Genomic DNA, 25,697 nt, shown 5'->3' with positions numbered 1-25,697 from the left:
CATTCCCGCGTAAAAATGCTATAATATATAAATTCATTTCCCTATAAGGAGGACTCTCATGTCTAAGTCCATCTCCATCTTCGATACTACATTACGCGACGGCACCCAAGGTGAAGGCATCAGTCTGTCGGCTGACGACAAGCTGAAGATTGCCAAGAAACTCGATGATCTGGGTGTGCACTATATTGAAGGTGGCATCCCGGGAAGCAACAATAAAGACATTGAATTTTTCAAAAGAGTCAAGGAGCTTCATCTGAACGCCAAAATTACAGCGTTCGGCAGCACTCGGCGGAAGAATTCCTTGGCCGAAAACGATGACAATTTAAAACGTATGATTGACGCAGGGGTTCCTGCTGCTACACTCGTCGGAAAATCTTGGGATTTCCATGTACACACTGCATTACAGACTACGCTTGAGGAGAATCTCGCCATGATCGGCGACTCCATATCCTACTTGAAACGCCAAGGCCTTGAAGTGATTTTTGATGCCGAGCATTTCTTCGACGGATACAAGAATAATCCTGAATATGCAGCAGCTGTTCTGTCCAAAGCCCGGGAAGCCGGAGCAGATTGGCTTGTAATGTGCGATACCAACGGTGGGACCTTACCTTACGAAATTCATGAGATTGTTACCGCTCTAAATCAACAATTGCCCGGAGCCAATCTCGGAATTCACACTCACAATGACTGTGAGCTAGCGGTTGCCAATGCACTTAGCGCCATCGGAGCTGGAGCACGGCAAGTACAAGGTACCATTAATGGTTACGGTGAACGGTGTGGCAACGCCAACCTATGTTCTATTATTCCTACACTACAGATCAAAATGGGTTATCACTGTATTCCAGGCGATTCATTGTCACAGCTTACCAACACTGCCCGCTACATTAGTGAAGTTGCCAATGTTAATCTGCCGGTAAATCAGCCTTATGTCGGAAATGCAGCTTTCGCACACAAAGGTGGAATCCATGTCTCCGCCATCATGCGTGATTCACGGACCTATGAGCATATCGCTCCTGAGCTTGTCGGGAACAAGCAGCGGGTGCTGGTCTCCGAACTTGCTGGACAGAGCAATGTACTTTCCAAAGCGCAGGACATGGGTTTAAATCTGGATCCAAGCAGCGAGCAGGCTCGCCGGGTGATCGAGAAAATCAAAACGATGGAACATCAAGGCTATCAGTTTGAAGGTGCCGATGCCTCACTGGAGCTACTCCTTCGGGAAGCTACTGGCGAGATGAATGAAACCTTTACCTTTGAATCCTTCAAGATGTTAGTTGAGAAAACCGCAGAACATCCAGTAGTATCTGAAGCGTTCGTGAAGCTGAAAGTTGGCAGTGAGAATCTTTATACCGCTGCTGAAGGTAACGGTCCAGTCAACGCACTCGATAACGCGCTTCGTAAAGCATTACAGACCTATTTCCCACAATTAAAGGAAATGCATCTATCCGACTATAAAGTCCGTGTAATAGATGAACAAGATCAGACTGCAGCGAAGGTAAGGGTATTGATTGAATCCAAGAACTTCACAGACACCTGGAGTACGGTTGGTGTCTCCAGTAACGTAATTGAAGCCAGCTGGGAGGCACTTGTTGACAGTATGCGCTACGCGCTTCTCAATGAGCTCTCTTTGGAGAATGAGAAGACGACCAGCAGTGAACCTAGAGGCCTGGTCAATCATTAATTGATCACTTATAGAATTTTGTAAGACAAAAAAGAAGCTTCCCAAAAGTAGAACTCTACTTTTAGGGCAGCTTCTTTTTATTAAATAGGGTGTGTAACGGACTATTGCTTTAGCCCATAGACTTTGGGTGGTGGGTGGTGAGCAATGGGCAGTGTGCGGTGCGGGATGCGCGGGGGCGAGTGCGGGGTGCGGGTGCGGTAGAGTAATTAGGGAAAAACTCCCTGAAAATAGCCGATATTCGCTATAAATGAACAGAACCAGGGAATTCCTCCCTAAAAATCAGGGTGATTTCATTATTTTCCACCAAAACAGCTAGATTAGAGGGATATTTTCCCTAATTATTCGTTGAATGACCCGAGATCTCGAAATAATAGGGAAAACTCCCCAATTGTACAACGAGGCTTCCTTCGGGGTTCCAGCTATTTCTGCTCCACTGTATAGTGAAATTAATGCTTGGGGTCAACTAAAGCAAATCGTGGCTGACCAAAAACGCAGATCAGCGATCCTCCAAAAAGAAGAATCGCTGATCTGTAGACTTTTGCTGTTTGGAGAAAAAAGCAGATCTGTCTCCACATGGGACAGCCTGCTTCATGATTCGGTAAGCTTGATTATTTTCTCCTCCAACTCTTCAGGGCTAAGAATACCTAGAATAATCTCAGAGATCACTCCATTCTTATCAATGAGCACATTGGTGGGAAAAACAGCTCCATTATATTTGCTGTACACCTCATCTTTTACATCAAACATAACCGGAAACACAAGACCGTATTTCTTGATAAAACGTTCAGCATTGGGTTTATAATCCTGACTGCTCACATTAATACCGTAGATATCTAGAACATCCTTATACTTAGTGGCCATGGTATTAAGTTCAGGAGCTTCCTGCTGGCAGGGATCACACCATGAAGCCCAGAAATTAAGGATTACCGCTTTATCTCTGGGGCCATCAACAACATAGGTAGTCCCATCTGTTCCCTGAAGTGAAAACGAAGGTGCACGCAGTCCAGCCTTAGGTCCGCTCTTCATCGGCAGCTCATTTTGTTGCGCAAGCACAGCTTCTGCTTTTGGCTCACGATTATACCACACCGCAAACACAGCAACACATACAACTATGAGTAATACTGTTATATTTAATTTATTACTTGCTTTCATAGTCATCTGTTCCTTTACGATTGGAATAGTTTTCTACTATTGTACCCTCAATAGGTTAAATTTCAAACCATCCATTTTTTACACAATAATATATACTTTTATAATAAAAAAGAGGGTTTCGTCTGCGACGAAACCCTAATGAAGAGAGAGGGGTGAACAAATGGCAGCATTCCAGGGAAATGTCCAGCCTATTAGACTGAAATATTCCGTACAGCAAGCACTGGGGAAGCACCTGCTGTCCTGTTATCCGCATGAAGCATGCGGAGTCCTGCTGGGTGCTGCCGCAGCGGGTGGCATGCTCATAGATACTTACGTACCCTTGCGCAACGTAGCGCCAGACCCGCTGCACACCTTTACTCCTCACCCTGAAGAGTGGATTGATGTTCTTTACAACGAACCGACAATCATCGGCCTATTTCATTCCCACCCACATTCAGCACCTATCCCTTCAGTTGCCGATTATAAAGGATTAACAGCACTAGGACCTGAGTTTGCGCTCTATCTTATAGGTTCTCCCAACATCAAAGACAGCTGCAATCCCATTCTGAACGGATTTTATATTGAGCGTTTGCCTGATAACCGCGGTAATTTGTCCCGCGGTTTATCCCAAGCCCCGCTTCACGTTCTACTTAAATAAGCATATAGATCTCCCAAGGTATCCACTTGGCCGCGCTCCGAAATTTCCCGCAGGTAGATCACCCACAGCTGTGCTGTCATCTTTGCGTCTTCCAAGGCATGATGACGGCCATGAATCGGAATTTCATGCACATATAGCAGCTCATCCAGCGAATAATTACTTCGCTGTGGCTCAAGCCATCGCGCTAACATCATCGTGTCCAGCACACGGTGTGTTAGCTGAACTTTAGAGGTTTTCCATAAAGCAGCATTAAGAAAAGCCTTATCATGTGAGCTTGCATGTGCAACCAGCACATTCTGACCTACAAAGGACATAAAATTATGAAGGCCATCCATTAAGGAGGGAGCGGATTGTGTCATTTCTTCCGTAATCCCAGTCAGCCTTGTAATATCCTCCGGAATAGCCGTCTGACAGTTCACCAGTGTATAAAAGCATTCCTCTTCTTTGATCTGCTCTCCAACAACCTTGACGGCTCCAAAAGACATAATCTCATCCCCATGCTGATGGGAAAAGCCTGTAGTCTCTAGATCAAAGATCACTGTCTCTAATTCAGACAATGGGGTATGCAGCACCTCAGGCCGCCGTTTCTCTCGCATCAAAGATCTAATAAAGGCCATTTGCTGCGCAGTCTGTTGTGCAGTTTCTCCACCTCTCATCGAAGCAATTGCCGAGGGCATTCCACCTTGTCTTAGATTACTCCAGAATCCTCCGCTTTTGTTCGGCTCCCTCATGACCGCCACCTTTCCGCTGAGCGGAGCTGACGCTGCAGCGCCCGATGAAGGCGTCTGACAAGCAGCAGGCTTTCACGCAGCTCAGACAGCAGCTGCTTATTCTTCAATTCACTCTCAGCTACATAATCACTGCTGATTAACAATCCATCCTGAACACTATATGGCGTGTTCACTCGCAACCGCATTGCTAATAAGAAAGCTCTGCGAATATCCTCTAAATGTTGATATTTCCCAAGCCTATCAAGCGCTTCAATCCGCTCTAATGTCGAGCCAGCTCTAATGCCATGTAGTAATGACAACCGTCTAACAATGTTCACTAACGGAATATAGACCCCATACTTAACATCAAATCCGCCTGCATAATCACCAAACCGTTCTGTTAACACCTGTCCCAGTAAATTCAAAGTCGCTTTGTGGCGTACTGTATTGCGAAGAACAGCATTAGACAGCTGCTCATTTTCCGCAAAGCCTTCATAGAAAGCTTCTTGCCACTTCGCTGATAACTTCACGCTTCCTGCCACATGACGCATATCAGAAGAGATAATAAGATACCGGATCGGCTCCCATTCCAACTGAGTTCTCCAGCTATCAAGCTGCTCTATCCATTCAGATAATGTCTTACGCCACATGACTTGGGAGCACATTACCTTCCCCGCACATTTCTCATATCCTACTTCTTCAAGCATATCGGATAACAAAGTTCCGAAAAATTCGAAATAGCGATTTTTTTCCCCATCAGGCTCTCCTTCGACTATCAGGCCATTATCCTGATCGCTCCAAAGCGTTGCCTCCTGCCTCCCACTGCTGCCAAACACAATAAAGGAATAAGCACAGGGAGGCGGGCCATAGCCCGCCTCTTTCATCTGCGCCTCACATATGAGTACTGCGGTTTGGGCAATAAGATCATGCATAGTATTCACACGGAACATCCATTCCTCTATAGGAATAACATTCAACTGTTCGAGAAGTACTTTTTGACAGGCAACACGCCTCTCCCTAAGCTCCTCTGACGAACCGGCCAATACGATGGTCCTAAAGCTTTCTTCATTATACTCATCTGTTAACTCCATCGATGCCACACGGTCCGCCTCCCTGTCCGAGTTGAAATGTTATTGTTTAAGGGTTTTGGATTCCGAATCTGCGATCAATTTCATTTGCTCAGGGTATCCGTAAGTACCATGTTCACTGATATCCAGGCCCATCAATTCTTCTTCTTCTGTAACACGAAGTCCGATAGTTACCTTCATTACATACAAGATGATGAAAGAAAGAACGGCTACGAAAACAAATGTTCCAACCACACCAAGCACTTGAACGCCTAGTTGATGGAAACCACCACCGTAGAACAACCCAGCTTCACCTACCAAGCCGCCTTTAGTGATAAGCTCAGGTACAGCGAACAGACCCGTTGAAACTGCACCCCACATCCCCGCAATACCATGCACCGAGAAAGCATAGATTGGATCATCAAGCCCTGCACGTTCCAGCCATTGGGAAGTCATGAATGTAAAAGCACCGGCTACAAAACCAATAATGATTGCTGCCCATGGATCAACGAAAGCACACGCTCCTGTGATTGCAACCAATGCAGCCAGAACACCATTCAGCATTGCTGGAATATCAGACTTACCAAAGTACAACCAAGAAGCAATCAATGCTGCCAAACCACCTGCTGCTGCTGCGATGTTCGTTGTTAGGGCTACGTGACCGAAGAAACCGCCCATTGGGGACAAAGCACTACCTGGATTGAATCCGAACCAACCAAACCAGAGGATAATAACACCGAGTACAGTAAATACTTGGTTATGACCTGGAATGATCACGGGTTTACCTTCTTTATTAAACTTACCAAGCCGAGGCTTAAGCAATATGGTTGCTACGACTGCTGCCGTTGCACCTGTAAGATGGACAACCGTGGAACCTGCATAATCTTGCATACCCAGCTCAGCCAACCAGCCACCGCCCCATACCCAGTGAGCTACAACTGGATAAATTACGACGGAGAACAAAATTCCGAAAATGATATACACACTTAGCTTCGCACGTTCTGCCATACCACCAGATACGATAGCCAAGGAAACTGCTGCAAAGGCCATTTGGAATAAGAATTTAACATTTAAAGTAACATCAGAAAATGCAAGTGATTCAAAGGAAGCTGCGGTTGAATCTCCTCCGTACAAGAAGCCTGTAGTACCGAAGAAGCCATTGCCGTTACCGAAACCAAGTCCAAAGCCGATAGCCCAGAAGCAAAGACTTGCGATAGCCAGGGTAAGTACTGTCTTACCTGCTACGTGCCCTGCATTCTTCATCCGAACCGAACCCGCTTCGAGCATTGCAAACCCTGCTTGCATAAAGAATACTAAAATGAATGCCAGGAAGGTAAACGCTGTGTCCAATCCGACTTGTAAGTCTACGTTCGTCGGACCGTCCGCTGCAAAAGCACTTACCGGATAAATCATCAGTGTAATCATGGCCAGTAACATCATCAACCATTTCTTTTTCATTTTTACCCCACTCCCCAATGTTATATTTTCTAACAAAGCGTGAAACTCTTAATGTCATTATAATCAGAAGTCAGGTAAATTGACAAGACTATTTTAGGAATGTTTTTATTTTATTTTATTTGAGCACACGAAATTTTCACAGTACTAATGGACTAGAGGTCCTAAAGGCCTGATTCTAGCTGCATTTTCATTAAAAATAACTACGCGCACAACCTCATTTATATTACCTGATAATTGAACTCATCTTTTACCAAAACCACAAAATACATAACATTTAATGTTATGTATTGGGGTAACTTATAGTTTTCAACCCCAATCATTCTTCAAATTTGATATCCCTTTGAGTTTGAGTGTATTGTATAGAAACTACAGATCACCGTTCATGAATTAACCCTTCTTTACTGCATATACTTTATGAAAGTATGACGTTTGACTGTATGGTTTCCAGTTTGTTATCATTACAGATAGCATAAGAAACCATCAATTTAGGAGATGACCGCCACTTATCGGCAGTCATATTCAATTAGTGAGGCGAGATTAAATGGGGATATGATTTTGTATCGAATTGGAGAATTAGCTAAGGCTGCTCACATTAGTGAACGAACTATTGATTATTACACGAAACTGGGATTAATCTCCCCGGAATCTAGAAGCACCAAAAATTATCGGCTATACAGCCATGAAACCTTGGCTGCTTTAGAACGTATTACTCAATTAAAGCATGACAAGTATTCATTGGAAGAAATCAAATCTATGCTAGGCAAATGGAACGAGGCAACACCAGAAACTGACGTCTCTGATAAATTAGTTGAGTTAGAGCAGCAAATGCAGCGGCTAGAACGGGAAGTAAAAGCCCTTGAACCTCTTATTAGTGGTTTGAAGCCAGGACAGGCCAGTCGCGTACTTTCAAATCTGCTCCCTCAGGGATTAGCCTGCATGGAAGCGATCCGGCTATTGCTTACGCAAGGACCGCCAATGTAAATACCATATTTACAATACAGTGGAGGAATGCATCTATGTTTATGTACCTATTAGTAATTATTGCTTTTCTTTTCTCATTGTGGGCACAGTTTAGAGTCAAAGGAACCTTCAGCAAGTGGTCAAAGGTAGCTAATTCGAACGGCCTGACTGGATATGAAGCCGCGAGACGTATGCTCGATGCTAATGGCTTACACGATGTTCCGATTGAACCTGTAAGAGGCACACTCTCAGACCATTATGACCCCATCCACAGAGTTGTACGCTTATCAGAGCCTGTGTATTATGAAAGTTCCATCTCTGCAATTTCTGTCGCTTGTCACGAAGTAGGCCACGCGATTCAGCATAAAGTAAGTTATCCTATGTTGACACTTCGTCACCGGATGTTCCCGGTAGTTAATTTCGCATCAGGCATCGCGCCTTTCATGCTGATGGCAGGTTTCATCTTCGGTTACTTTAATCTTATAGGCTTGGGTATCATTTTCTTCTCAGCAGCTGTTGCATTCCAGCTCGTAACGCTGCCTGTAGAATTCAACGCCAGTAACCGGGCTCGTCAGGTCATGGTAGAACAAGGTTTCATCCGCAACGAAGAAGAACGCGGAGTAGCAAAGGTTCTCAACGCCGCTGCATTAACTTATGTTGCTGCCGCTCTAGTATCCTTGCTTGAATTGCTTCGCTTGATCACAGTCTTTTTAGGCAACCGCGACTAATATCGCATACCTCTAAACAACAAAAACCCCGGAAGGCTAAGAGCCGACCGGGGTATTATTTTGCCTAGCTTTAAAGTAGGAGATTAAAAAAGTCCGAAAGGAACGTGCCACCAGCGGTAATTTACTATCTGTACGGTAGATCAAGCCAACCGTTCTCGTCACCGCAGGCTCCACAACCTTCACCTGGGCTGGTTGGAGAGGATTCGTCTGATAGAACGCCATCTCCGGAAGCAGGCTTACACCCATCCCTGCGGCCACCAAACCACGAATGGTATCGGTCTCTCCGCCTTCAAAAGCAATCTGCGGTTGGAATCCCGCCTGCAAGCAAGCTTGCCAAACGATAGGTCTCAACGAATAGCCTTGGCTGAATAGAACAAACTTCTCTTTTTGCAGCTGTTCCAACCGAATTTCAGATTCTCCTGCCAACCGGTGATTCTGAGGAAGAATCGCAAACAACTCTTCAGTCATTACAATATCCCCCGAGACATGCTCATCATTCTCAGGAAAAGGTGAAATGAAAGTTAAATCCACTTCTCCAGACAATACGTCTTTTATCAAAGAAGGGTAAGATCCTTGTTTAAAACGAAATTTGACATGAGGATAATACTTACGAAAATCTGCAACGATAGTCGGGATTAGATGTGTGCCAAGGCTATGCGGGAATCCAATCCGAATCTCACCACGCTCGGGATCCAGAAATTCATGCACCTCATTTACTGAATGCTCCAACTCCTTAAGGATACTCTCAACCTTCTTGCAAAAGAGCTGCCCAACAGGGGTAAGCTGCAGATTGCGCCCTTTTTGCATGAATAGATCAACCCCAAGCTCTTGCTCCAGCTGATGAATCTGACGACTTACCGCAGACTGCGCTACATGAAGCTCTTCTGCCGCTCTTGTTACGTGTTCTTTTTGAGCTACCTTTAAAAAATATTGCAGCTGTCTTAGCTCCACTCCATCATCGCCCCTGTCTTAGGCTTTTTTTGAATATACGAATAATTAGCCCATATACGAAAAAGCCAGAAACCAAACCTCCGAGATGTGCAACCCAATTCACATTCGGTGTAGCAAACGACATAATGATCCCGATCATTAGCAATCCGTATAAAGTCTTACGCGAGCCCTCATCCATCATCGCCCGTTGAATAACGGCAATGTATAAAAATGCACCATAAATGGCGTAGATTGCTCCAGAAGCGCCAACCGAAACCGTACCAACCTCCACAACTGAGCGGGCACTAATCGCAATTGTAAGCAGATTTGCCAGAAAACCACCCGCCACATAGAGCAGCGCATAACGCCACCAGCCCAGCAATCGCTCCAGAGGCGGTGCAAACACCAGGAGAGCGAAGCAATTAAAGAACAGATGGGAAAACCCATTATGTAAAAAAATAGCGGCCAGATAGCGCCACAGTTCCTCTTTGTACGGACTCACATCAACTATAGCACCAAAATCAATAAGCGTTTGAATATTAGTTGATCCTCCGTTAATTACCGTCAGGATAAACATGATCACATTGGCCAATATGAGCAGACAGGTTACCGGATAATACCGGACATAACTTTTCCAATTTTCGTATCGAATAAATATCATAACACCCATCCCTTTACATATATATCTTGTCCGGTTGGACATCTTCCTGCTATTAAGATTATAATTTATTGTGGCAGTAAGAATCCAATATTATAATTCGAGGAGGAAAACAAGGATATGACGCAAGAAAAAACAGGCGTAGCTACTTTTAAAGGCAACCCCATCACTCTCGTAGGACCTAAGCTAACAGCTGGTGATCCTGCACCCGATTTTGTTCTGAGCAAGAATCTTCTGGAAGACGTGTCTCTAAGTGATTATGCCGGTAAAATCAAGCTAATCAGTGTTGTCCCTTCTCTTGATACCGGGGTATGTGACGCACAGACCCGCCGGTTCAACAGTGAAGCCGCAGAGCTTGGTGACGATGTGGTAATTCTCACGGTAAGCACGGACCTGCCGTTTGCCCAAGCTCGCTGGTGCGGTGCTGCCGGTATCGATCGAGTTATTACTCTATCCGACCACAAAGCAACCTCATTTGGACAAGCCTATGGTGTGCTGATTAAAGAATTCCGCTTAGATATGCGCTCCATCTTTGTTCTGGATAAGAACGACAAGATCGTATATGTTGAATATTTGAGTGAAATGACCGAGCACCCTAACTATGAAGATGCTATTGCTGCCGTGAAGAAGCTGCTCTAATCCTTTAATCAGTAGCGGTTATTCCAACAATACTTAATTATCTCTGTTAAAAAAGCGGCAGAAGGTCCATCCTTCTCCCGCTTTTTTTTGTAATAGAAAGATTTATCGATAACACACTGAGCAGCTCACCGTTTACGTAAACGCATTCATACTACCCCTAAGCAAGAAGGGTTTGACGGGCCTCTAAAATTCAGTCTGCTTTGTATTTTCCTAATTTTTTGTCCAAAGATGCATACAAGCGTTGAATCACACGGTAATTCGCCCCGAGATCACCAAGTGAACCTCTAGATGCAGAATACATATCTACACCACAACGAACAGGCGTCGTATTTAGCACCGATACCGTAATGTCCAGCGTACGGCCAAATGCCGTTCTTTTCTCAAGAGTAATCTCACCTACAGACTCCACTTCGTGAAGCACCTTAAATCCAGGAACTTTCTTTAAAGTTGATGAAACTTCTTCCCATGCTTTGTCTTTAGTTAGATTGTAATAACGCGTTTTTAATGTCGGATCTTTGGCGCGGTCGCTTGTTCCATCATGACTGCGGAATAAGCCAACCAAGGTTCTTTTTAACGACAAAATTCTTCCCCCTCTACAAATCCCAAGTTCATTATTATAAGTGTAACACTCTTGTCTCAGGAACAAAAGGGTATAACTCACTTTCCCTTTATTCCAGACATACAAAAAAGCGCCCGCTCCCATTATTCACGGGAAACAGGGCGCCTTGGCTTAAACAAGAGAAAACCCGCTTATGCCGTCCGGCTACAGTGTCTTCTGAACCTGCTAGAGCAGGTGGGTGATCGCAGAAAACGTTTTTGAATTCCCCAAGTCATATAGACAGGGCGGTTCAGCTGCGCTTCGTGTAGATCTCCCAAGACATTATCATTGGTTCAAAACAACGAGTAACCGTAACGTACATCGCAGGATTTGTTATTATTATATTGCGTTTTAACGAAAAAGTAAACCTGTATGCGCTTTATTTTTACACAGGAATTAATTACCTGGAAATATCCAACGCTTAATCCAGCATTTTGTTAAATGCGTTTGGTGTCCTTTTCATCAATTTCATCCTCGTAGTCATCGTCATCGTCATCGTCGTCGTATTCATCCGCCCGATTGTTCAATGCTGCTGCTTCTGCTTCTTCCTGCTCTTTCAGTTTCTTCTTTTCTACTTGCAGCTGTAGCTTATTATAAGTAGCGTAGAAGTTAAAGAAGGCCGCCATTGCAATCAACGTTGGAATACAAATGAAATACAGAGCCGGATATCTAAGACCGATATAAACAAGAACCGCGGCTGCAATCAATGTAGAGAACACACGAATTGGGCGTGCTATAGTCAGCAATATAGAATTGGTCATCACTTGCTTGAAGCCCATTTGGTAATGAACCACAATGGAAAAGAAGTTAAACATGGATACCGACAAAAGTATCATCAGCACCAACATCAAAATACCAACAATTCTGAAGTTAGGCATTTGTGTCATGTAAACTGTTACATCAACGTACATAACAACGAACATCAATGTATAGATAACTCCTCCGAGCATGCTTTTTACATAGTTCTCTTTATACCCCTGGAAAAATGTACGAAAAGTTCCTACATCCGTATTCCCCATTACCCACTTACGTACTACAGTAAATAAAGCGGCTGAAGCTGGAAACACCGTAAAGGGCGCTAGAATCCCCATTGCCCAGTTCAATGTAATTTGCTCGTTCGCTCCACCTGCGCCTGTCCCTAACATAATCATCTTTAAAACACCAAAAAACAAAAACGGGGCGGAACATAGTGCCCATAAGATATTACTTCCTGCGATACGTGAAATCCATTCTGTCACGCGGTATAAGCCGCCCATTGCTCCTTTAAACTCCAATTCCCTTCCTCCTCTGTCTCTTACATACTACATATCTTAACTATACCTCATTTGACCTCCTCATTTCCATAGCCCAACTTTCTGAATTATAGACTATCGTCTATACGTAAAGCCTTTATAGTCCATATATTAGGATTGTAACCATAAGAAATACCAAAATCCCCACATTCTAAAGGAGGTTATCTCATGTCTACACCTGTTGGCTTCGGCGGTTGGACTTCTACAGGCACGATCCTCGTATTGTTTATCTTGCTCGTTATCATCACTCGTACATTCGGATACTAATATCTCACAAAACAAATTCGCGCCCTACTAAGGACACAACAATTCACCAAACATCCTTATATTTCAGCAAAAAGAAGACGAGAACCGCAATGCGGCATCTCGTCTTCTTTGGTATCTTGACGAAGTATTAATTATCGAAATCTTCACGTTTTGCAGGACGAGTGCTCGTGCTGCTTGGACGAGTGTATGGTTTACGCTCTGCGCTGCGGTTTGCACCACCGTCACGAGCTGGTGCACCATCACGGTTGCCTTTATAGCCACCGCCATAGCCGCCACTGCCGCTACCGTAGTTACTGCCACCGCTGCTATAGCCACCACGACTACCGCCACCGTTATTATCACGGTTACCACGGTATCCACCACCGCTACTGCTGCCACCGGAAGTGCCACGGTTTCCGCCATAACCACCATTAGGTTTACGGCCACTGCGGATATCGTTTTTGCCACCACGACGTTTAGCACGAATTGGATCTTCAGGAGTCAATTCAATTGCAGAATCCTTCTTGTCGCCAGTGAGAAGCTTCATAGCTGCGGACAACAATTGTACGGAATCATATTGCTCAAGCAATTGAATAGAAATTCCTTTGTACTCGTTCAACTCTCCGCTTTCTACCACTTCAAGCAAACGCTCAGCAGTAACGCGTTGTTTACCTTCAATAGCTTCAGCCATTGTTGGCAAAGGTTTACGAGTAATCCGGTGACGAGTAACACGTTCGATCAAATGCAGGTGATCGATTTCGCGTGGAGTAACGAATGACCAAGCCGTACCTTCTTTACCTGCGCGTCCTGTACGACCAATACGGTGTACATAGCTTTCAGGATCTTGTGGCAAGTCAAAGTTAATTACGTGAGTTACGCCGGATACGTCCAGACCACGTGCCGCTACGTCAGTAGCTACCAGCACGTCAATGCTGCCATCACGGAATTTACGCATTACAGCATCACGTTGGTTCTGTGACAAGTCACCATGCAATCCATCAGCAGAATATCCGCGTTTTTGCAAAGCTTCAGCAAGCTCATCAACCCGGCGCTTAGTACGTCCGAATACGATAGCTAATTCAGGTGATTCCATATCAATCAAACGACTAAGAGCTTCAAACTTTTGACGCTCAGGCACTTCCACATAAGCTTGATCAATCAGTGGGGCACTGATTTGTTTCGGAATAACGGAGACATGTTGCGGGTTGTTAAGAAATTGTTGAGCTAGGCGTTGAATGTTTGGTGGCATTGTAGCAGAGAACAACATGGTTTGACGTTCTACAGGAACGAGCTTCAAGATAGTCTGAATATCTTCCATAAAGCCCATATCCAGCATTTCATCTGCTTCATCCAATACAACGGTTTGAACATCATCCAAACGGATCGTTTTACGGTTGATGTGATCGAGCAAACGACCAGGTGTACCAATAATGATTTGTGGTTTCTTTTTCAATCCACGGATTTGACGTCCAATATCCTGTCCGCCATAAATCGCCAACGAGCGAAGACCTTTGAAACGGCTTAGTTTGCCAATTTCTTCTGACACTTGGATGGCCAACTCACGAGTTGGTGCCATAATAAGGGCCAAGATTTTTTCGTCTTCACGGTTAATCTTCGAAATGAGGGGGATACCAAAAGCAGCAGTCTTACCTGTACCAGTCTGAGCTTGACCGATCAGATCCGACCCAGTCAATGCTAATGGGATCGACTGTTCCTGTATCGGTGTTGCCTCCTCAAATCCTAACTCTGTGATTGCTTGTAGCACTTTTGGCTCCAAGCCAAATTCTGCGAATGTTTTCAAATTATTCATGCTCCTTCTATACAGTGGACATTCCACATGCTTGTCTGTATTCTTAAGTAGCGGTAAACACATTTATAGGCTGTCCAATCATGCTCTATTTTCTGCATGATATAGCGCTTTTGGGACGAAAAGCCTCCCTAATCATCAGGTACCTTGTTGTACCTGAGCAACTGTAGCTTTACATCCGATGCAATGCAAAAATACCATTGTAACGTTCTACTCAAGAATATCCTATACATTATATCACAAACACATGTGAGAATACCAGTGGGTTCCTTTCTTTTCATTGCTTTCATGTTTTATTTTTTTAAATATATATATAAGGGTGGATTTACTTGTTAAGACAGATTTTGAATTGTTTGGTTGTTTTTTTAGGGGCAGCACTGATCGCCAGTGGATTTAATCTATTTTTAATTCCACACCGTTTACTAAGTGGTGGCGTATCTGGGCTTTCCATGTTAGTGGGTTATTTCACCCCATTAAACATAAGCCTCCTATACTTGCTCTTTAATATTCCTCTGCTGGCTGCAGGCTGGTTCCAGTTAGGCCGGAGATTTATTATTATGAGCATGTTATCCGTTGTGTTTACAACCTGGTTCTTAACGGTGATTCCTGAGCATCTGGTGGCTACAGATATGCTGCTGTCCTCTGTATTTGGCGGAGTTCTCGTTGGGATTGGCTGCGGTATCTCCTTCCGTGCAGGAGGTTCTTCCGGAGGTTTTGACATCTTGGGTTCAATTATCACTAAATACCGTGATTTCCCGGTCGGCAATGTAGTGGTAAGTTTAAATGGACTAGTTATCCTGGCGGCCGCTTATCTTGACCAGAACTGGAATTTAGCACTTTCATCAATGGTATCTATATATGTAACAGGTAAAGTGTTGGATATGATTCATATCAGCCACTTAAAGGTAACCGTATATATTGTAACAAACCGTACAGATGAATTACTGCAACATCTAATAGGCCTTCAACGAGGTGTCACAAAGATTAAAACAGAAGGCGCTTATTCTCACGTTGAAAAGGACATGCTAATGACGGTAACAACCCGCTACGAACTTGCAGAACTGCAACGTATCATCCGCACGACAGATCCGCAAGCTTTTGTAAATATTGTTGAAACAGTGGGTGTTATGGGTTCCTTTCGGAAAGACAAAATGAGGAAATAAAAATTCCTAGTATTGGAAAATGCACCAAACTCAGAATTATGATATATTATACACACGCAGAACCCTAACAATTTCATAAAGATTGAGATTTACCCCTCTTTTTTCCAAAGCACTTCGTTTTCCGATGAACACTGAATCTATTCAGAACTATCGAAAAAGGAAAGGGTGATTTTTGTGGAAATGGAAACGGTAAAACTGTCAGCAATCGTCATGAGGTGGTATCCTGATATGATGCCGTTTCTCAAACAGGACGAATTAAATTCAGTAATCGTTCTGCGAGACGGGCTAAGTATTCTGGAACCTGCAGATGCCATGGATATTATCCATTACAGCATCTGTGAACATCAGAATTCTGCGTATCTTCAATGAGCAAGCCGCAAGAGAAGTCTTGATAGTTGCCGCCTTGGGTTCGGCCCTGTTGCCGATTTAAGGCGGCATTTACTTTTTTCATACCGTTTCGAATCCATACATCTCGTTTATAAACAACAAAGGCGGTTTTTTATTCCCAATCTGAGCTAATATTGTTACAACACTGTTCTTTTTGGGAGCAACCGTTCCTATATAATTTAGGGGAAAGTACATAAAGGGAGAGAAAAACGAATGAACATCACCTGGGCTCTACTGATGATGGCCTTGGGAAGCGTAGGCGTACAACAGAACCAACATGACGCTGAAGTGGCGATCGCTTTGAAGTCCGCCATGAATCCCCCCATCATTGCACAACAAAACAACAATTCGAATGTAGCAACTCCAGCTCCAAGCGCTTCACCTGAAGCAACAAACTCAGAAAGTATGTTACACACCGATCCACAGCCAGACGCACCCAAAGTAAAAGGCATTTATGTTACCGCCTACAGTGCTGGTGGGGAACGAATGGAAAAGCTGCTTACATTGCTTGACCAAACCGAACTTAACTCAATGGTTATAGACATTAAGGACGATGCGGGTTATATCACATATAAGACCGATAATGCCGACCTTCAGAAGCTCGGTAACCCTCAGCCTTTTATTGGAGATATCAGCAAGTTAATGGAACGTTTGAAGAAACATGATGTTTATCCTATCGCCCGGATTGTTGTTTTTAAAGATTCCATTCTTGCCAAGAAGAACCCGCAGATGTCTTTTGTTAATTCTGATGGCACTGTATGGAAGAATAAAGGCGGCGACAGCTTTGTTAATCCTTATAATGAAGATGTTTGGAAATACAATGTGGATATCGCCAAGGAGGCTGTCAAGCTCGGCTTCAAAGAAATTCAGTTCGACTATGTTCGTTTTCCGGAAGGATTCGAAAAACGCGCTGAAACCCTTAAATACACTAAAACCAGTGATTCACGCGTAGAAATTGTATCTAATTTTGTTAAATATGCCAAAGCAGAGCTAGCTCCACTTGGTGTCCGTGTGTCCGTAGATATTTTTGGATATGCCGCATCTGCCCCTGCTGAGGGTATCGGCCAAGACTTTGTTAAAATATCCAAGAATGTGGATGTTATCAGTCCAATGGTTTATCCAAGTCACTATTCAACGGGATGGTTTGGCGTGAAAGAGCCCGACTTAGATCCTTACGCTACAATCAAAGGCTCCATGGTTGATACACATAAGAAGCTTGATCCACTGGGCAGCTACAAACCCGTTATTCGGCCTTGGATTCAAGACTTTACAGCAAGCTGGCTCGGAAGTGGTCATTATGTGAAATATGGTAAAAAACAGGTGGAAGATCAAATCCGCGCTTTGAAAGATGAGAATGTGGATGAGTTCCTTCTCTGGAACGCCAACAATCGCTATACAGCCGATGTTGATTACGAAAAACAATGAATACAGCCCTTATTATTTATAGCTGATCTGATATACGTATGCTAAAGACCCGGCGTCTGCCGGGTCTTTTAACGGAAACTTATTGAACTATTTAACCTATTCCATGAAAAATCATAAAGAATGAGGCACAGAATTATGATACAGACCACCTCTTTAAAACAAAAGGCAGGACAATTTTTTCATATTTTATTCCCAATCCTTGTTACACAAATTGCTTTATCCGCGATCACCTTCTTTGATACTAATATGTCCGGTAAATTCGGGACCGTCGATCTGGCAGGAGTTGCGATAGGAACTAGTCTTTGGATTCCAATCCAAACCGGTCTCAGCGGTATTCTTATGGGGATCACACCTATTGTTTCACAGCTCATCGGGAGCAAAAAAGATAAGGATGTCGCCTTTCAAGTCACACAAGGTATTTGGCTGTCACTAATTGTTTCGATCATCGTCTTGCTGATTGGCAGCTTTGCCTTGTCACCTATTCTTAATTTTATGAACTTGGAGCCTGGTGTAAGAGATGTTGCTTTCCGCTTCCTCAGTGCTATTTCGTTCGGAATTATCCCCCTGTTTGGATATACGGTACTTCGTAGCTGTATAGACGCTTTAGGACAAACACGCGTATCCATGTGTATTACACTAATAGCTTTGCCTGTAAATGTAGGTTTGAACTATTTGCTCATCTTCGGGAACTTCGGATTTCCTCGTCTCGGGGGTGTTGGTGCAGGCGTAGCTTCAGCCATTACCTATTGGGTTATATTTGCCGTTGCTCTACTGTTCATATATCGTTCTCAGGCCTTTGTAAATCTCAGATTATTCCGTAATTTCTACTTCATATCGTTAAACAGCATTAAAGATTTGCTCAAAATCGGAGTACCCATCGGTTTCTCGATTTTTTTCGAAACGGCTGTCTTTTCCGCTGTAACCTTGTTAATGAGCCGATTTGACACCGTAACAATTGCCGCGCATCAGGCAGCAATCAATTTTGCAACAACACTCTATATGATTCCGCTCAGTATTTGCATCAGCCTTACCATCCTCGTCGGCTTCGAGACCGGGTCTGGCAGACAAAAGGATGCACGCCAATATGCCATAATGGGTATCGGGCTGGCGGCAATCCTTTCGCTGGCCACAGCTTTATTACTCTTGTTTGCCGGAAATCATGTAGCTGGTCTATATTCAGATGAACCCGATGTCATCTCGTTGATTCAGCATTTCCTGATCTATGCAATCTTTTTTCAAATCTCAGATGCAATTGCTACACCTACTCAAGGGGCGCTTCGCGGATATAAGGATGTTAACCCAGCCTTTATCATTTGTTTTATTGCCTATTGGGTAATTGGCTTACCTACAGGTTATGTACTTGCAACTTATACAGATCTAGGAGCATTCGGCTACTGGATTGGTCTTATCACCGGTCTTGCCATCGGTGCGACCCTGCTATTGTCTCGGCTTATCAAAGTTCAACGGCGTTATGCCGCACAATACACACAGGAACAACCACAGAGTTAACGATCCATATTACACAAAAAAGGAACAGTGCGCATCTCGCAGCTGTTCCTTTTTATATATAGCGTCGCTAATTATTGGGAAAGACGGGAAGCCAGCTCGTACAGCTCCAGGTCAAAGCCCTTTTTCGTATTTACAACGAGATCAATATCTGTAAGAGTTAATTCACCTTTGATGATACCACAAGCCTTGTCGGATTCACCTTCGATTAGCTTACGTACGGCAAAATCGCCAAGACGGCTAGCCAGATTCCGGTCTCCAGGAGTTGGTGTTCCACCACGTTGGATATGTCCGAGTACAGTAACACGTGCATCCAGAGAAGCATGACGGTCTTTCAGAGCTTGAGCCACATCTTCACCTTTACCAACGCCTTCGGCAACAATTACGATACTGTGACGTTTACCTCTGATAAAGTTATCGCGCATCCGGTCAGCAACTTCATTCAAATCATACGGCATTTCCGGCACAAGAATTGTTTCTGCTCCGGAAGCCAGTCCAGCATGCAGCGCGATATCGCCACAGTGGCGTCCCATAACCTCTACAATCGAAGAACGTTCATGGGAGGACATAGTGTCACGCAACTTGTTAATAGCGTCTACAACAACGCCAACCGCTGTATCAAACCCGATAGTGTAGTCTGTGAAGGAGATATCGTTATCAATCGTACCTGGCAAAGCCATAGTCTTGATACCAAGTTTACTTAATTTGTTAGCTCCTTTATAAGAACCATCTCCACCGATAACTACTAGACCATCGATACCCAGTTCATTAAGGATATCCGCGCCTTTTTGTTGTCCTTCCGGTTTCGTGAACTCCAGACATCTTGCAGACTGCAGAACAGTACCGCCACGTTGAATAATATCCCCTACACTGCGAAGATCCATTGGGAAAATATCGCGATTCAGCAGACCTTGATAACCACGTTGCACCCCAAATACCTCAATACCGAAATAAAGTGCGCTTCTTACAACCGCACGAACAGCGGCGTTCATTCCCTGTGAATCTCCACCACTAGTCAATACTGCGATTTTTTGAATTTTAGACATTCTGTTGTTCCTCCTTAAAATTGTGCGAAGCCTGATACATCTTATAAAAACAACTTCGCGACATGGTTACAAAAAGCGTTTGCGTATCCAACGGCTGTTAGCGAAGAAGAACAGTCTTGTAAGCGGACTGCCTTTCATCAGGCTTTTAGATACAGAGCGAACTTCCCGCTGTTCGCTAACTTTGGGATCAGATAAATAAAGTGCCAGCAATCCCTCAATCACCATACGATGCATCGAAGACTCTGGAAGATTTCGAACATCCTTACGGGCCCACTCAACCATTGCAGCGATCCGACTCAGCATGGTATCTGTGTCATCATAATAATTGCAGAAATTAAGATCACCGCCTGCTCGGTCCTCTTCCTGATCAATCAGATAATCCAGCATAATGTGCAGACCACATACATGCGGAAAATACGCAGCTCGAATCGAAGCCGCAGAAGCTTGGTTCAGCTTCGGATCACATGCGGAAAGAAATAACATAAATACACCTAGTGTTGATCCCGTTGCAGCCGAAAACTCATTCCATTGCAGATGCGGCGCTCGACTGCCCTGTTCCTCCCACCACTCCTTCAGGGCTGTTTCCCTGAGTTCCGGGCGGATGTGCTTATACACTTGTAAATCTGTATAGAGCACAGCCAGTTCTCGAATCTCCGCTGCAGCAGCGGAATAACCTGGCAACAAAGAAATCATTTCTTGGCATTTACGAACCAGCCTGTACAAATATCCGCCGTCATTCTGTTCACTTCGAAGCGCATAATAATTACCTGGCTCAGCATTTGGATCAATAGCATCCAGCATAGATTGATGCAGCAGCCTGAAATCTGCAGGATCAAGCGAAGTACTGCGATCACATAAGTTGTCCAGATAATCACTGATAGTTTGATAAGCAACAATTAGCGGAATCAGTATATGTTTCATCGATAAATTGCCGGCGGCATAAATACCACCGCCTATGCAATGAAACTCTTTAGTTTCAATGCTGGCAAGTGCTTGCTTCCGGAGCTCGGGATCGGGAATCCCGTTCGCATCTTGGCGCCAGAAATGGAGACATTCTCTCACTTCCGGCAGCACGTACTTATAGACCCTGTTCATAAGTCCCAGTGGACCACGCGGGCTAAGGTAACGGCCTTGCTCTAATTCACTCAATGACAGTGCCTCCACATTGTTGTCTCCTTATCCAAATCACCACTTATTATAATATGATCAGGCGTATTTGTACAAACAACAAAATCACTTTCGTAAAATCATGAAAGATTCAGAAATACAGCAGTTTTTAAAAACATCTCCCCATTGCTTTATGCTATACTAGGCATATTTCAATTTCGGAGGAGTGCAATCCATGTTTTCAAAACGGACCGGCAGCCTTTACAGTGATCAAAACTGGCTGCGTTCCTTTCTCTTTACCATATATGGTACCAGCGTCCTTGTAGTATCCTACTTTCCTTTATTCTACACACATTTAGGGTTTAGCAGTTCTCAGATAGGCTACTTGTATTCCCTCGGCCCCCTTATCTCCATCCTATCCAATCTATTCTGGAGTATGATAAGCGATAAGTTAGGCACCGTTCGAAAGATCATGTTCATACTACTTGCGGGTCAATTAGTAACTGGTCTTCTATTAGCCAGAGCGGCCGAATTTTCATCTGTCATGCTTATTTTGTCCTTCTTCTACTTCTTCTATTACCCAGTTTTTCCGCTTGCCGATACAATGGCTATCAAAGTTGCCGAAAGGCACGGACGGAACTTCATTACCATTCGCGTTTTTGGCTCCTTAGGCTACTCTTTCTTTGCTCTAACCGTTGGCTATGCATTAAGAGCATTGGGCTCTACTTGGAGCTTGACCCTATGTATCATCATCATTATTGCTGCACTTTTAATTACCCTAGGTCTTAAGGATGTTAAGAGACCTGCTGTTATAGAAACAACGAATCAAGATAAGGACACAGCTGAAGCTGATAATAGCAAAAATGGACTTAAAGATATATTGTTGCAAAAAGAGGTGTTGTGGTTCTTCGGCTGTGTGTTTGTACTCGCGTTGGGCCATAGAATGAACGAAGCCTTTCTGACGATCAGTCTAAAACAACTAGGCGCAGGTGAGGAAATCATTGGCTGGGCATTGCTCGCGTCAGCTCTTAGTGAGATCCCTGTATTATTTATCCTCAGCAGATACGGCGACAAATTCAAAGAATTGCCCTTGCTGGCCTTGGGGAGTCTGATGTATGCTCTGCGTTTTCTTTTGATGTCCCTGGCGGATCATCCAGGCTCAATGATTGCCATTCAAGCCATGCACAGTATATCATTTGGTGTTTTTTATGTAACATCTGTCCGTTATATCACCCGGATTATCCCGGATCGCCTTCGGGCAACAGGTCTTGCCATTTTCACCGTCGTTTGGTCAAGTGCCTCTGGGCTGCTTAGCGGTACCTTTGGCGGCATTATTTATCAAGAGGCGGGGCGTTATATTTTTTATATAGTGGCTACGGGTTTCAGCTTGCTTGCTTTTGCAGGGTTTCTGGGACAGCATTTATTGAAATCCAACCTGGAGCCGATCAATTATTTCAGAAAAAAGAACAAAAAAGCCTCCCTATAATTAGGGTTGGTATTATTCCATAATACAAAGAGGTCGTTGCACTCCCCTTCAATGGAGTGCAACGACCTTTTTCATTTAGGAGAACATCTATAGTGGGCGTAAAAAAACACAGTTCCCGAAAGAACTGTGTTCTGTAAGTTGGTAACCACTCTTGCAAGGGCTTGCCAAGTAAATTATATATTTGTAGCAGACAGCTTAACTGTCCTGCTGTTTCTTATAATTTTACTACGTTTTCAGCTTGCGGTCCGCGACTACCATCAGTGATGTCGAATTCTACTTCTTGACCTTCGTCCAAAGTCTTGAATCCTTCACCTTGAATTGCTGAGAAGTGTACGAATACATCTTCGCCGCCTTCTACTTGAAGAAAACCATAACCTTTTTCTGCGTTAAACCATTTTACTGTACCTTTCAATTGAACAACCTCCTAAAAATAACCGCCATATATGGCGTATAACTATAGTATACTGCAATCTTCTGTTCAAATCAATCAAACCCAACCCTTAATATATGATTTAATTTGCTTTTCCCTTCTCCAGTGCGTTATCATTGAGCCAAAAGCCAAAAATCGCCAGGGTGGTAATGATAATGATCAAAAAACATGAAATATACAAAACAGACAAATGGAATATGATGACGGTAGAAGTTCAAGGCCGCTACATTGTACTCCGCGAAATTTCCGATCAATGGGGAGAAGAAACACATACCTTCCTGAGTCGTCCAGCGATGATGCAATGGGTGAATAACCGCTTCAACAAAGAATCTTATAAAGACAATGAAGAAGAGTACAAAAACATCATTGCAGCTTTCAAACAGGTATAACAGGAAATGAATAACGAAAATCTCACGATTTATGTTGTCCTAGTCCTCTGTCTAGGCGCAGTATTAATTATGACCAAGGATCGTGTCCCGCCGAAACTAAAGCGGGGCATGGCCATGGCTGCGGTCGTAATGATTCTGTTTGCTTTCATCTTTGTTATTTATAGCTTGTTGGCATAACTACCATATAAAGAAGACTAAATATTAATAATCAGGACTTAGCAGGACATAATAAGCTGACTCTACTTTTCAAAGAGGAGGACGTCATGCCTATTACACTCAAGTCCATCCCTCTTCTACTTGTGCTCAGCTTGCTACCGGGTGAAATATCATCCACAGTATTGCCGAGGGAGATTATGCCTACTACATCTCATCATTCTAGGAGGGTTTCTATGGAACAATTATTGAAGAGAAGTGAAGTACCTGCTGAGAATCGTTGGAAGCTTGAAGATATATTTGCCTCTCAGAAGGATTGGGATGCAGAATATGCTGAAGCTAAATCACTGATCAAAAAAGCTGCTGATTTCCAAGGTAAACTTGATTCCGCAGAAGCTGTGAAACAATGTTTTGAGCTGGATGACAAGCTGTCCGTCTCCACTGAGCGACTCTTTGTCTATGCTCATATGCGTCAGGATGAAGACACTGCTAATCCTGAATATCAAGCTTTGTCCTCCAAAGCGAAGAAGCTTGGGATCGAAGCAGGCGAAGCCTTTTCTTTTGTAACCCCAGAAATCTTGGCACTGCCTATTGAGAAGCTGGATCAATTTATTGCTGATCCTGAACTGTCCGCTTACACCTTCACTTTAAAAGAGATGAAACGTGAGAAAGCGCATGTATTGTCCAAGGCTGAGGAAGCTCTGCTTGCCCAAGTTGGAAACCTAGCACAAGCGCCTCAGAATATTTTTAGTATGCTGAACAACGCAGATCTGAAATTCCCTAAGATTAAAGATGAAGATGGCAAAGAGGTCGAGCTGACTCACGGCAACTATATCAAGTTCTTGGAAAGCTCCGATCGCGAGGTTCGCCGAAATGCTTTTAAAGCAGTCTATGACACCTATCGTAAGCAAAAAAACACCATCGCAGCAACGCTTAGCGCCAATGTGAACAAAAACGTCTTTTTCTCACACGTCCGCAAGTATCCATCTGTAATGGAAATGTCTCTTTACGGTGATAACATTCCAAAAGAGGTATACACCAACCTGATCGATACGATTCATGAGAGTCTTCCTTTAATGCACCGTTACATGAAGTTGCGTCAAAAGCTGCTTGGTGTGGATGAGTTACATATGTATGACCTATTTGCACCACTAGTAGATGAATATAAGCTGGATATCACGTACGAAGAAGCGAAGAAAATTACCAAAGAAGGCCTCAAACCGCTGGGTGAAGATTATCTGAATGTGCTGCAAAAAGGCTACGACAATGGCTGGATTGATGTCTATGAGAACGAGAATAAACGCTCTGGAGCTTACAGCTGGGGCCCTTATGGCACACACCCATACGTCCTGCTGAACCATAACGATAATCTGAACAGTATGTTTACTCTGGCACATGAGATGGGTCATGCTCTACACTCTTATTTTTCAGACAACGCTCTGAACTATCGGGATGCACAGTATACCATTTTCCTTGCAGAGGTTGCTTCAACTACCAATGAAGCTTTGCTTATGGATTATCTACTCAAAAAGTCTACAGATCCTAAGGAAAAAATGTATCTGCTCACTTACTATGCCGATCAGTTCCGGACAACGATTTTCCGGCAAACAATGTTCGCAGAATTCGAAAAGATCATTCATCAGCGTGTTGAAGAGGGCGATTCGCTTACCCCACAAGATCTTTCGAGTATCTACTACGACCTGAATGTCAAATACTACGGCAAAGAAATGGTTGTAGATCAGGATATCGAGATGGAATGGGCACGAATTCCGCATTTCTATAACAGCTTCTATGTTTACAAATATGCAACAGGCTTCTCGGCAGCGACTAGCTTTGCCAAACAAATCCTTGAAGAAGGTAAACCGGCGGTAGATCGTTACCTCGGCTTCCTGAAGAGCGGTGGCAGTGATTACTCCATCAATATTTTGTCAAAAGCAGGCGTTGACATGTCGTCTCCTGAGCCGATTCGCGAAGCGATGAGTGTGTTCGAAAGTGTTATCGAGCAAATGGAACAGTTGACCAAATAAGGCAGAGAGCTTAGTATT

Annotated in this window: 26 protein-coding genes and 1 other RNA gene; 14 read left to right on the top strand and 13 right to left on the bottom strand. The window is 43.8% G+C overall.

Annotated elements, in window-relative coordinates:
• Window positions 1–58: 58 nt before the first annotated feature.
• Entirely contained in the window at window positions 59–1,678 is a 1,620-nt protein-coding gene (cimA, locus tag MHB56_RS24605; protein ID WP_076191352.1) for a citramalate synthase, read from the top strand.
• A 588-nt stretch (window positions 1,679–2,266) separates the two neighbouring features.
• Here the strand turns inward: cimA and MHB56_RS24600 are convergent.
• A complete protein-coding gene (locus tag MHB56_RS24600) occupies window positions 2,267–2,830 on the bottom strand; it encodes a TlpA family protein disulfide reductase (RefSeq protein ID WP_076191350.1) in 564 nt (187 codons plus the stop codon).
• Between the two features lie 160 nt (window positions 2,831–2,990).
• Here MHB56_RS24600 and MHB56_RS24595 point away from each other — a divergent pair, with 160 nt between their 5' ends.
• Window positions 2,991–3,467 carry a M67 family metallopeptidase gene (locus tag MHB56_RS24595; protein ID WP_076280961.1) on the top strand — a complete coding sequence of 159 codons (477 nt, stop codon included), beginning with the start codon at window positions 2,991–2,993 and terminating at the stop codon, window positions 3,465–3,467.
• On the opposite strand, the gene MHB56_RS24590 is transcribed toward MHB56_RS24595, so the two are convergent.
• Genes MHB56_RS24590 through MHB56_RS24580 form a run of 3 tightly spaced genes read right to left on the bottom strand, consistent with a single transcriptional unit; the run spans window position 3,449 to window position 6,702 of the window.
• Window positions 3,449–4,198 (bottom strand): exonuclease domain-containing protein, encoded by a 750-nt coding sequence (locus tag MHB56_RS24590; protein WP_038569828.1) that lies wholly within the window; start codon window positions 4,196–4,198, stop codon window positions 3,449–3,451. The genes MHB56_RS24595 and MHB56_RS24590 overlap by 19 nt on opposite strands.
• Window positions 4,195–5,268, bottom strand: a complete 1,074-nt coding sequence (locus MHB56_RS24585; protein ID WP_076184365.1) for a DUF294 nucleotidyltransferase-like domain-containing protein — start codon at window positions 5,266–5,268, stop codon at window positions 4,195–4,197. Before MHB56_RS24585 ends, MHB56_RS24590 begins: the two co-directional genes overlap by 4 nt.
• A 39-nt stretch (window positions 5,269–5,307) precedes the next feature.
• On the bottom strand, window positions 5,308–6,702 hold the full coding sequence (locus MHB56_RS24580) for an ammonium transporter (RefSeq protein WP_036689307.1): 1,395 nt from the start codon (window positions 6,700–6,702) through the stop codon (window positions 5,308–5,310).
• A 549-nt stretch (window positions 6,703–7,251) separates the two neighbouring features.
• Between MHB56_RS24580 and MHB56_RS24575 the strand changes: the two genes are divergently transcribed.
• Both MHB56_RS24575 and MHB56_RS24570 read left to right on the top strand, forming a co-directional pair.
• Window positions 7,252–7,683, top strand: a complete 432-nt coding sequence (locus tag MHB56_RS24575; protein ID WP_036689305.1) for a MerR family transcriptional regulator — start codon at window positions 7,252–7,254, stop codon at window positions 7,681–7,683.
• A 35-nt stretch (window positions 7,684–7,718) separates the two neighbouring features.
• Window positions 7,719–8,390: a zinc metallopeptidase gene (locus tag MHB56_RS24570; RefSeq protein WP_076125126.1), complete on the top strand. Its 672-nt coding sequence runs from the start codon at window positions 7,719–7,721 to the stop codon at window positions 8,388–8,390.
• Window positions 8,391–8,426: 36 nt separating this feature from the next.
• On the opposite strand, the gene MHB56_RS24565 is transcribed toward MHB56_RS24570, so the two are convergent.
• Window positions 8,427–9,341, bottom strand: a complete 915-nt coding sequence (locus tag MHB56_RS24565) for a LysR family transcriptional regulator (protein ID WP_076125124.1) — start codon at window positions 9,339–9,341, stop codon at window positions 8,427–8,429.
• A 4-nt stretch (window positions 9,342–9,345) separates the two neighbouring features.
• Window positions 9,346–9,981 (bottom strand): rhomboid family intramembrane serine protease, encoded by a 636-nt coding sequence (locus tag MHB56_RS24560; protein WP_076125160.1) that lies wholly within the window; start codon window positions 9,979–9,981, stop codon window positions 9,346–9,348.
• 117 nt (window positions 9,982–10,098) lie between these two features.
• Between MHB56_RS24560 and tpx the strand changes: the two genes are divergently transcribed.
• The gene (gene tpx / locus MHB56_RS24555) at window positions 10,099–10,617 is read left to right on the top strand and encodes a thiol peroxidase (RefSeq protein WP_076125122.1); all 519 of its coding nucleotides are present in this window, start codon (window positions 10,099–10,101) and stop codon (window positions 10,615–10,617) included.
• A gap of 190 nt (window positions 10,618–10,807) precedes the next feature.
• Here tpx and MHB56_RS24550 read toward each other — a convergent pair whose 3' ends face one another.
• The 3 genes from MHB56_RS24550 to MHB56_RS24540 form a co-directional block, all read right to left on the bottom strand.
• Complete coding sequence (locus tag MHB56_RS24550; RefSeq protein ID WP_036689295.1) at window positions 10,808–11,197, bottom strand: DUF1499 domain-containing protein; 390 nt, start codon at window positions 11,195–11,197, stop codon at window positions 10,808–10,810.
• Between the two features lie 159 nt (window positions 11,198–11,356).
• A non-coding RNA gene (ssrS, locus tag MHB56_RS24545) (6S RNA) lies at window positions 11,357–11,548 on the bottom strand.
• Window positions 11,549–11,652: 104 nt separating this feature from the next.
• Window positions 11,653–12,489: a YesL family protein gene (locus MHB56_RS24540; RefSeq protein WP_076125120.1), complete on the bottom strand. Its 837-nt coding sequence runs from the start codon at window positions 12,487–12,489 to the stop codon at window positions 11,653–11,655.
• A gap of 186 nt (window positions 12,490–12,675) precedes the next feature.
• On the opposite strand from MHB56_RS24540, the gene MHB56_RS24535 reads away from it, so the two are divergent.
• Entirely contained in the window at window positions 12,676–12,774 is a 99-nt protein-coding gene (locus MHB56_RS24535) for a hypothetical protein (protein ID WP_036689290.1), read from the top strand.
• A 127-nt stretch (window positions 12,775–12,901) separates the two neighbouring features.
• Here MHB56_RS24535 and MHB56_RS24530 read toward each other — a convergent pair whose 3' ends face one another.
• Window positions 12,902–14,554, bottom strand: coding sequence for a DEAD/DEAH box helicase (locus MHB56_RS24530; RefSeq protein ID WP_076308293.1), 1,653 nt, complete (start codon window positions 14,552–14,554; stop codon window positions 12,902–12,904).
• A 335-nt stretch (window positions 14,555–14,889) separates the two neighbouring features.
• On the opposite strand from MHB56_RS24530, the gene MHB56_RS24525 reads away from it, so the two are divergent.
• From MHB56_RS24525 to MHB56_RS24510, 4 genes are all read left to right on the top strand, one after another.
• Window positions 14,890–15,723 (top strand): YitT family protein, encoded by an 834-nt coding sequence (locus MHB56_RS24525; protein ID WP_036689285.1) that lies wholly within the window; start codon window positions 14,890–14,892, stop codon window positions 15,721–15,723.
• A 180-nt stretch (window positions 15,724–15,903) separates the two neighbouring features.
• The gene (locus MHB56_RS24520; protein ID WP_036689649.1) at window positions 15,904–16,092 is read left to right on the top strand and encodes a hypothetical protein; all 189 of its coding nucleotides are present in this window, start codon (window positions 15,904–15,906) and stop codon (window positions 16,090–16,092) included.
• A gap of 231 nt (window positions 16,093–16,323) precedes the next feature.
• Window positions 16,324–17,535 (top strand): putative glycoside hydrolase, encoded by a 1,212-nt coding sequence (locus MHB56_RS24515; protein ID WP_076125118.1) that lies wholly within the window; start codon window positions 16,324–16,326, stop codon window positions 17,533–17,535.
• 135 nt (window positions 17,536–17,670) lie between these two features.
• Window positions 17,671–19,044: an MATE family efflux transporter gene (locus MHB56_RS24510; RefSeq protein WP_076125117.1), complete on the top strand. Its 1,374-nt coding sequence runs from the start codon at window positions 17,671–17,673 to the stop codon at window positions 19,042–19,044.
• 71 nt (window positions 19,045–19,115) lie between these two features.
• Here MHB56_RS24510 and pfkA read toward each other — a convergent pair whose 3' ends face one another.
• Both pfkA and MHB56_RS24500 read right to left on the bottom strand, forming a co-directional pair.
• Complete coding sequence (gene pfkA / locus MHB56_RS24505; protein ID WP_036689277.1) at window positions 19,116–20,087, bottom strand: 6-phosphofructokinase; 972 nt, start codon at window positions 20,085–20,087, stop codon at window positions 19,116–19,118.
• A 66-nt stretch (window positions 20,088–20,153) separates the two neighbouring features.
• On the bottom strand, window positions 20,154–21,236 hold the full coding sequence (locus tag MHB56_RS24500) for a tetraprenyl-beta-curcumene synthase family protein (RefSeq protein ID WP_036689648.1): 1,083 nt from the start codon (window positions 21,234–21,236) through the stop codon (window positions 20,154–20,156).
• Between the two features lie 193 nt (window positions 21,237–21,429).
• Here MHB56_RS24500 and MHB56_RS24495 point away from each other — a divergent pair, with 193 nt between their 5' ends.
• Window positions 21,430–22,680 carry an MFS transporter gene (locus MHB56_RS24495; RefSeq protein ID WP_076125115.1) on the top strand — a complete coding sequence of 417 codons (1,251 nt, stop codon included), beginning with the start codon at window positions 21,430–21,432 and terminating at the stop codon, window positions 22,678–22,680.
• 214 nt (window positions 22,681–22,894) lie between these two features.
• Here the strand turns inward: MHB56_RS24495 and MHB56_RS24490 are convergent, their stop codons facing one another.
• Complete coding sequence (locus MHB56_RS24490; protein WP_036689272.1) at window positions 22,895–23,092, bottom strand: cold shock domain-containing protein; 198 nt, start codon at window positions 23,090–23,092, stop codon at window positions 22,895–22,897.
• Window positions 23,093–23,265: 173 nt separating this feature from the next.
• Here MHB56_RS24490 and MHB56_RS24485 point away from each other — a divergent pair, with 173 nt between their 5' ends.
• From MHB56_RS24485 to pepF, 3 genes are all read left to right on the top strand, one after another.
• Window positions 23,266–23,499 (top strand): hypothetical protein, encoded by a 234-nt coding sequence (locus tag MHB56_RS24485; protein ID WP_036689271.1) that lies wholly within the window; start codon window positions 23,266–23,268, stop codon window positions 23,497–23,499.
• A 6-nt stretch (window positions 23,500–23,505) separates the two neighbouring features.
• A complete protein-coding gene (locus MHB56_RS24480) occupies window positions 23,506–23,676 on the top strand; it encodes a hypothetical protein (RefSeq protein WP_036689267.1) in 171 nt (56 codons plus the stop codon).
• A gap of 212 nt (window positions 23,677–23,888) precedes the next feature.
• A complete protein-coding gene (pepF, locus tag MHB56_RS24475; RefSeq protein ID WP_076125113.1) occupies window positions 23,889–25,679 on the top strand; it encodes an oligoendopeptidase F in 1,791 nt (596 codons plus the stop codon).
• Window positions 25,680–25,697: the final 18 nt, after the last annotated feature.

The sequence above is a fragment of the Paenibacillus sp. FSL H8-0315 genome (assembly GCF_038005365.1).
GTDB classification, from domain to species: domain Bacteria; phylum Bacillota; class Bacilli; order Paenibacillales; family Paenibacillaceae; genus Paenibacillus_AQ; species Paenibacillus_AQ odorifer.
Note: the sequence above shows the minus strand (reverse complement) of the source record. Positions and strands in the feature narration are given on the sequence as shown.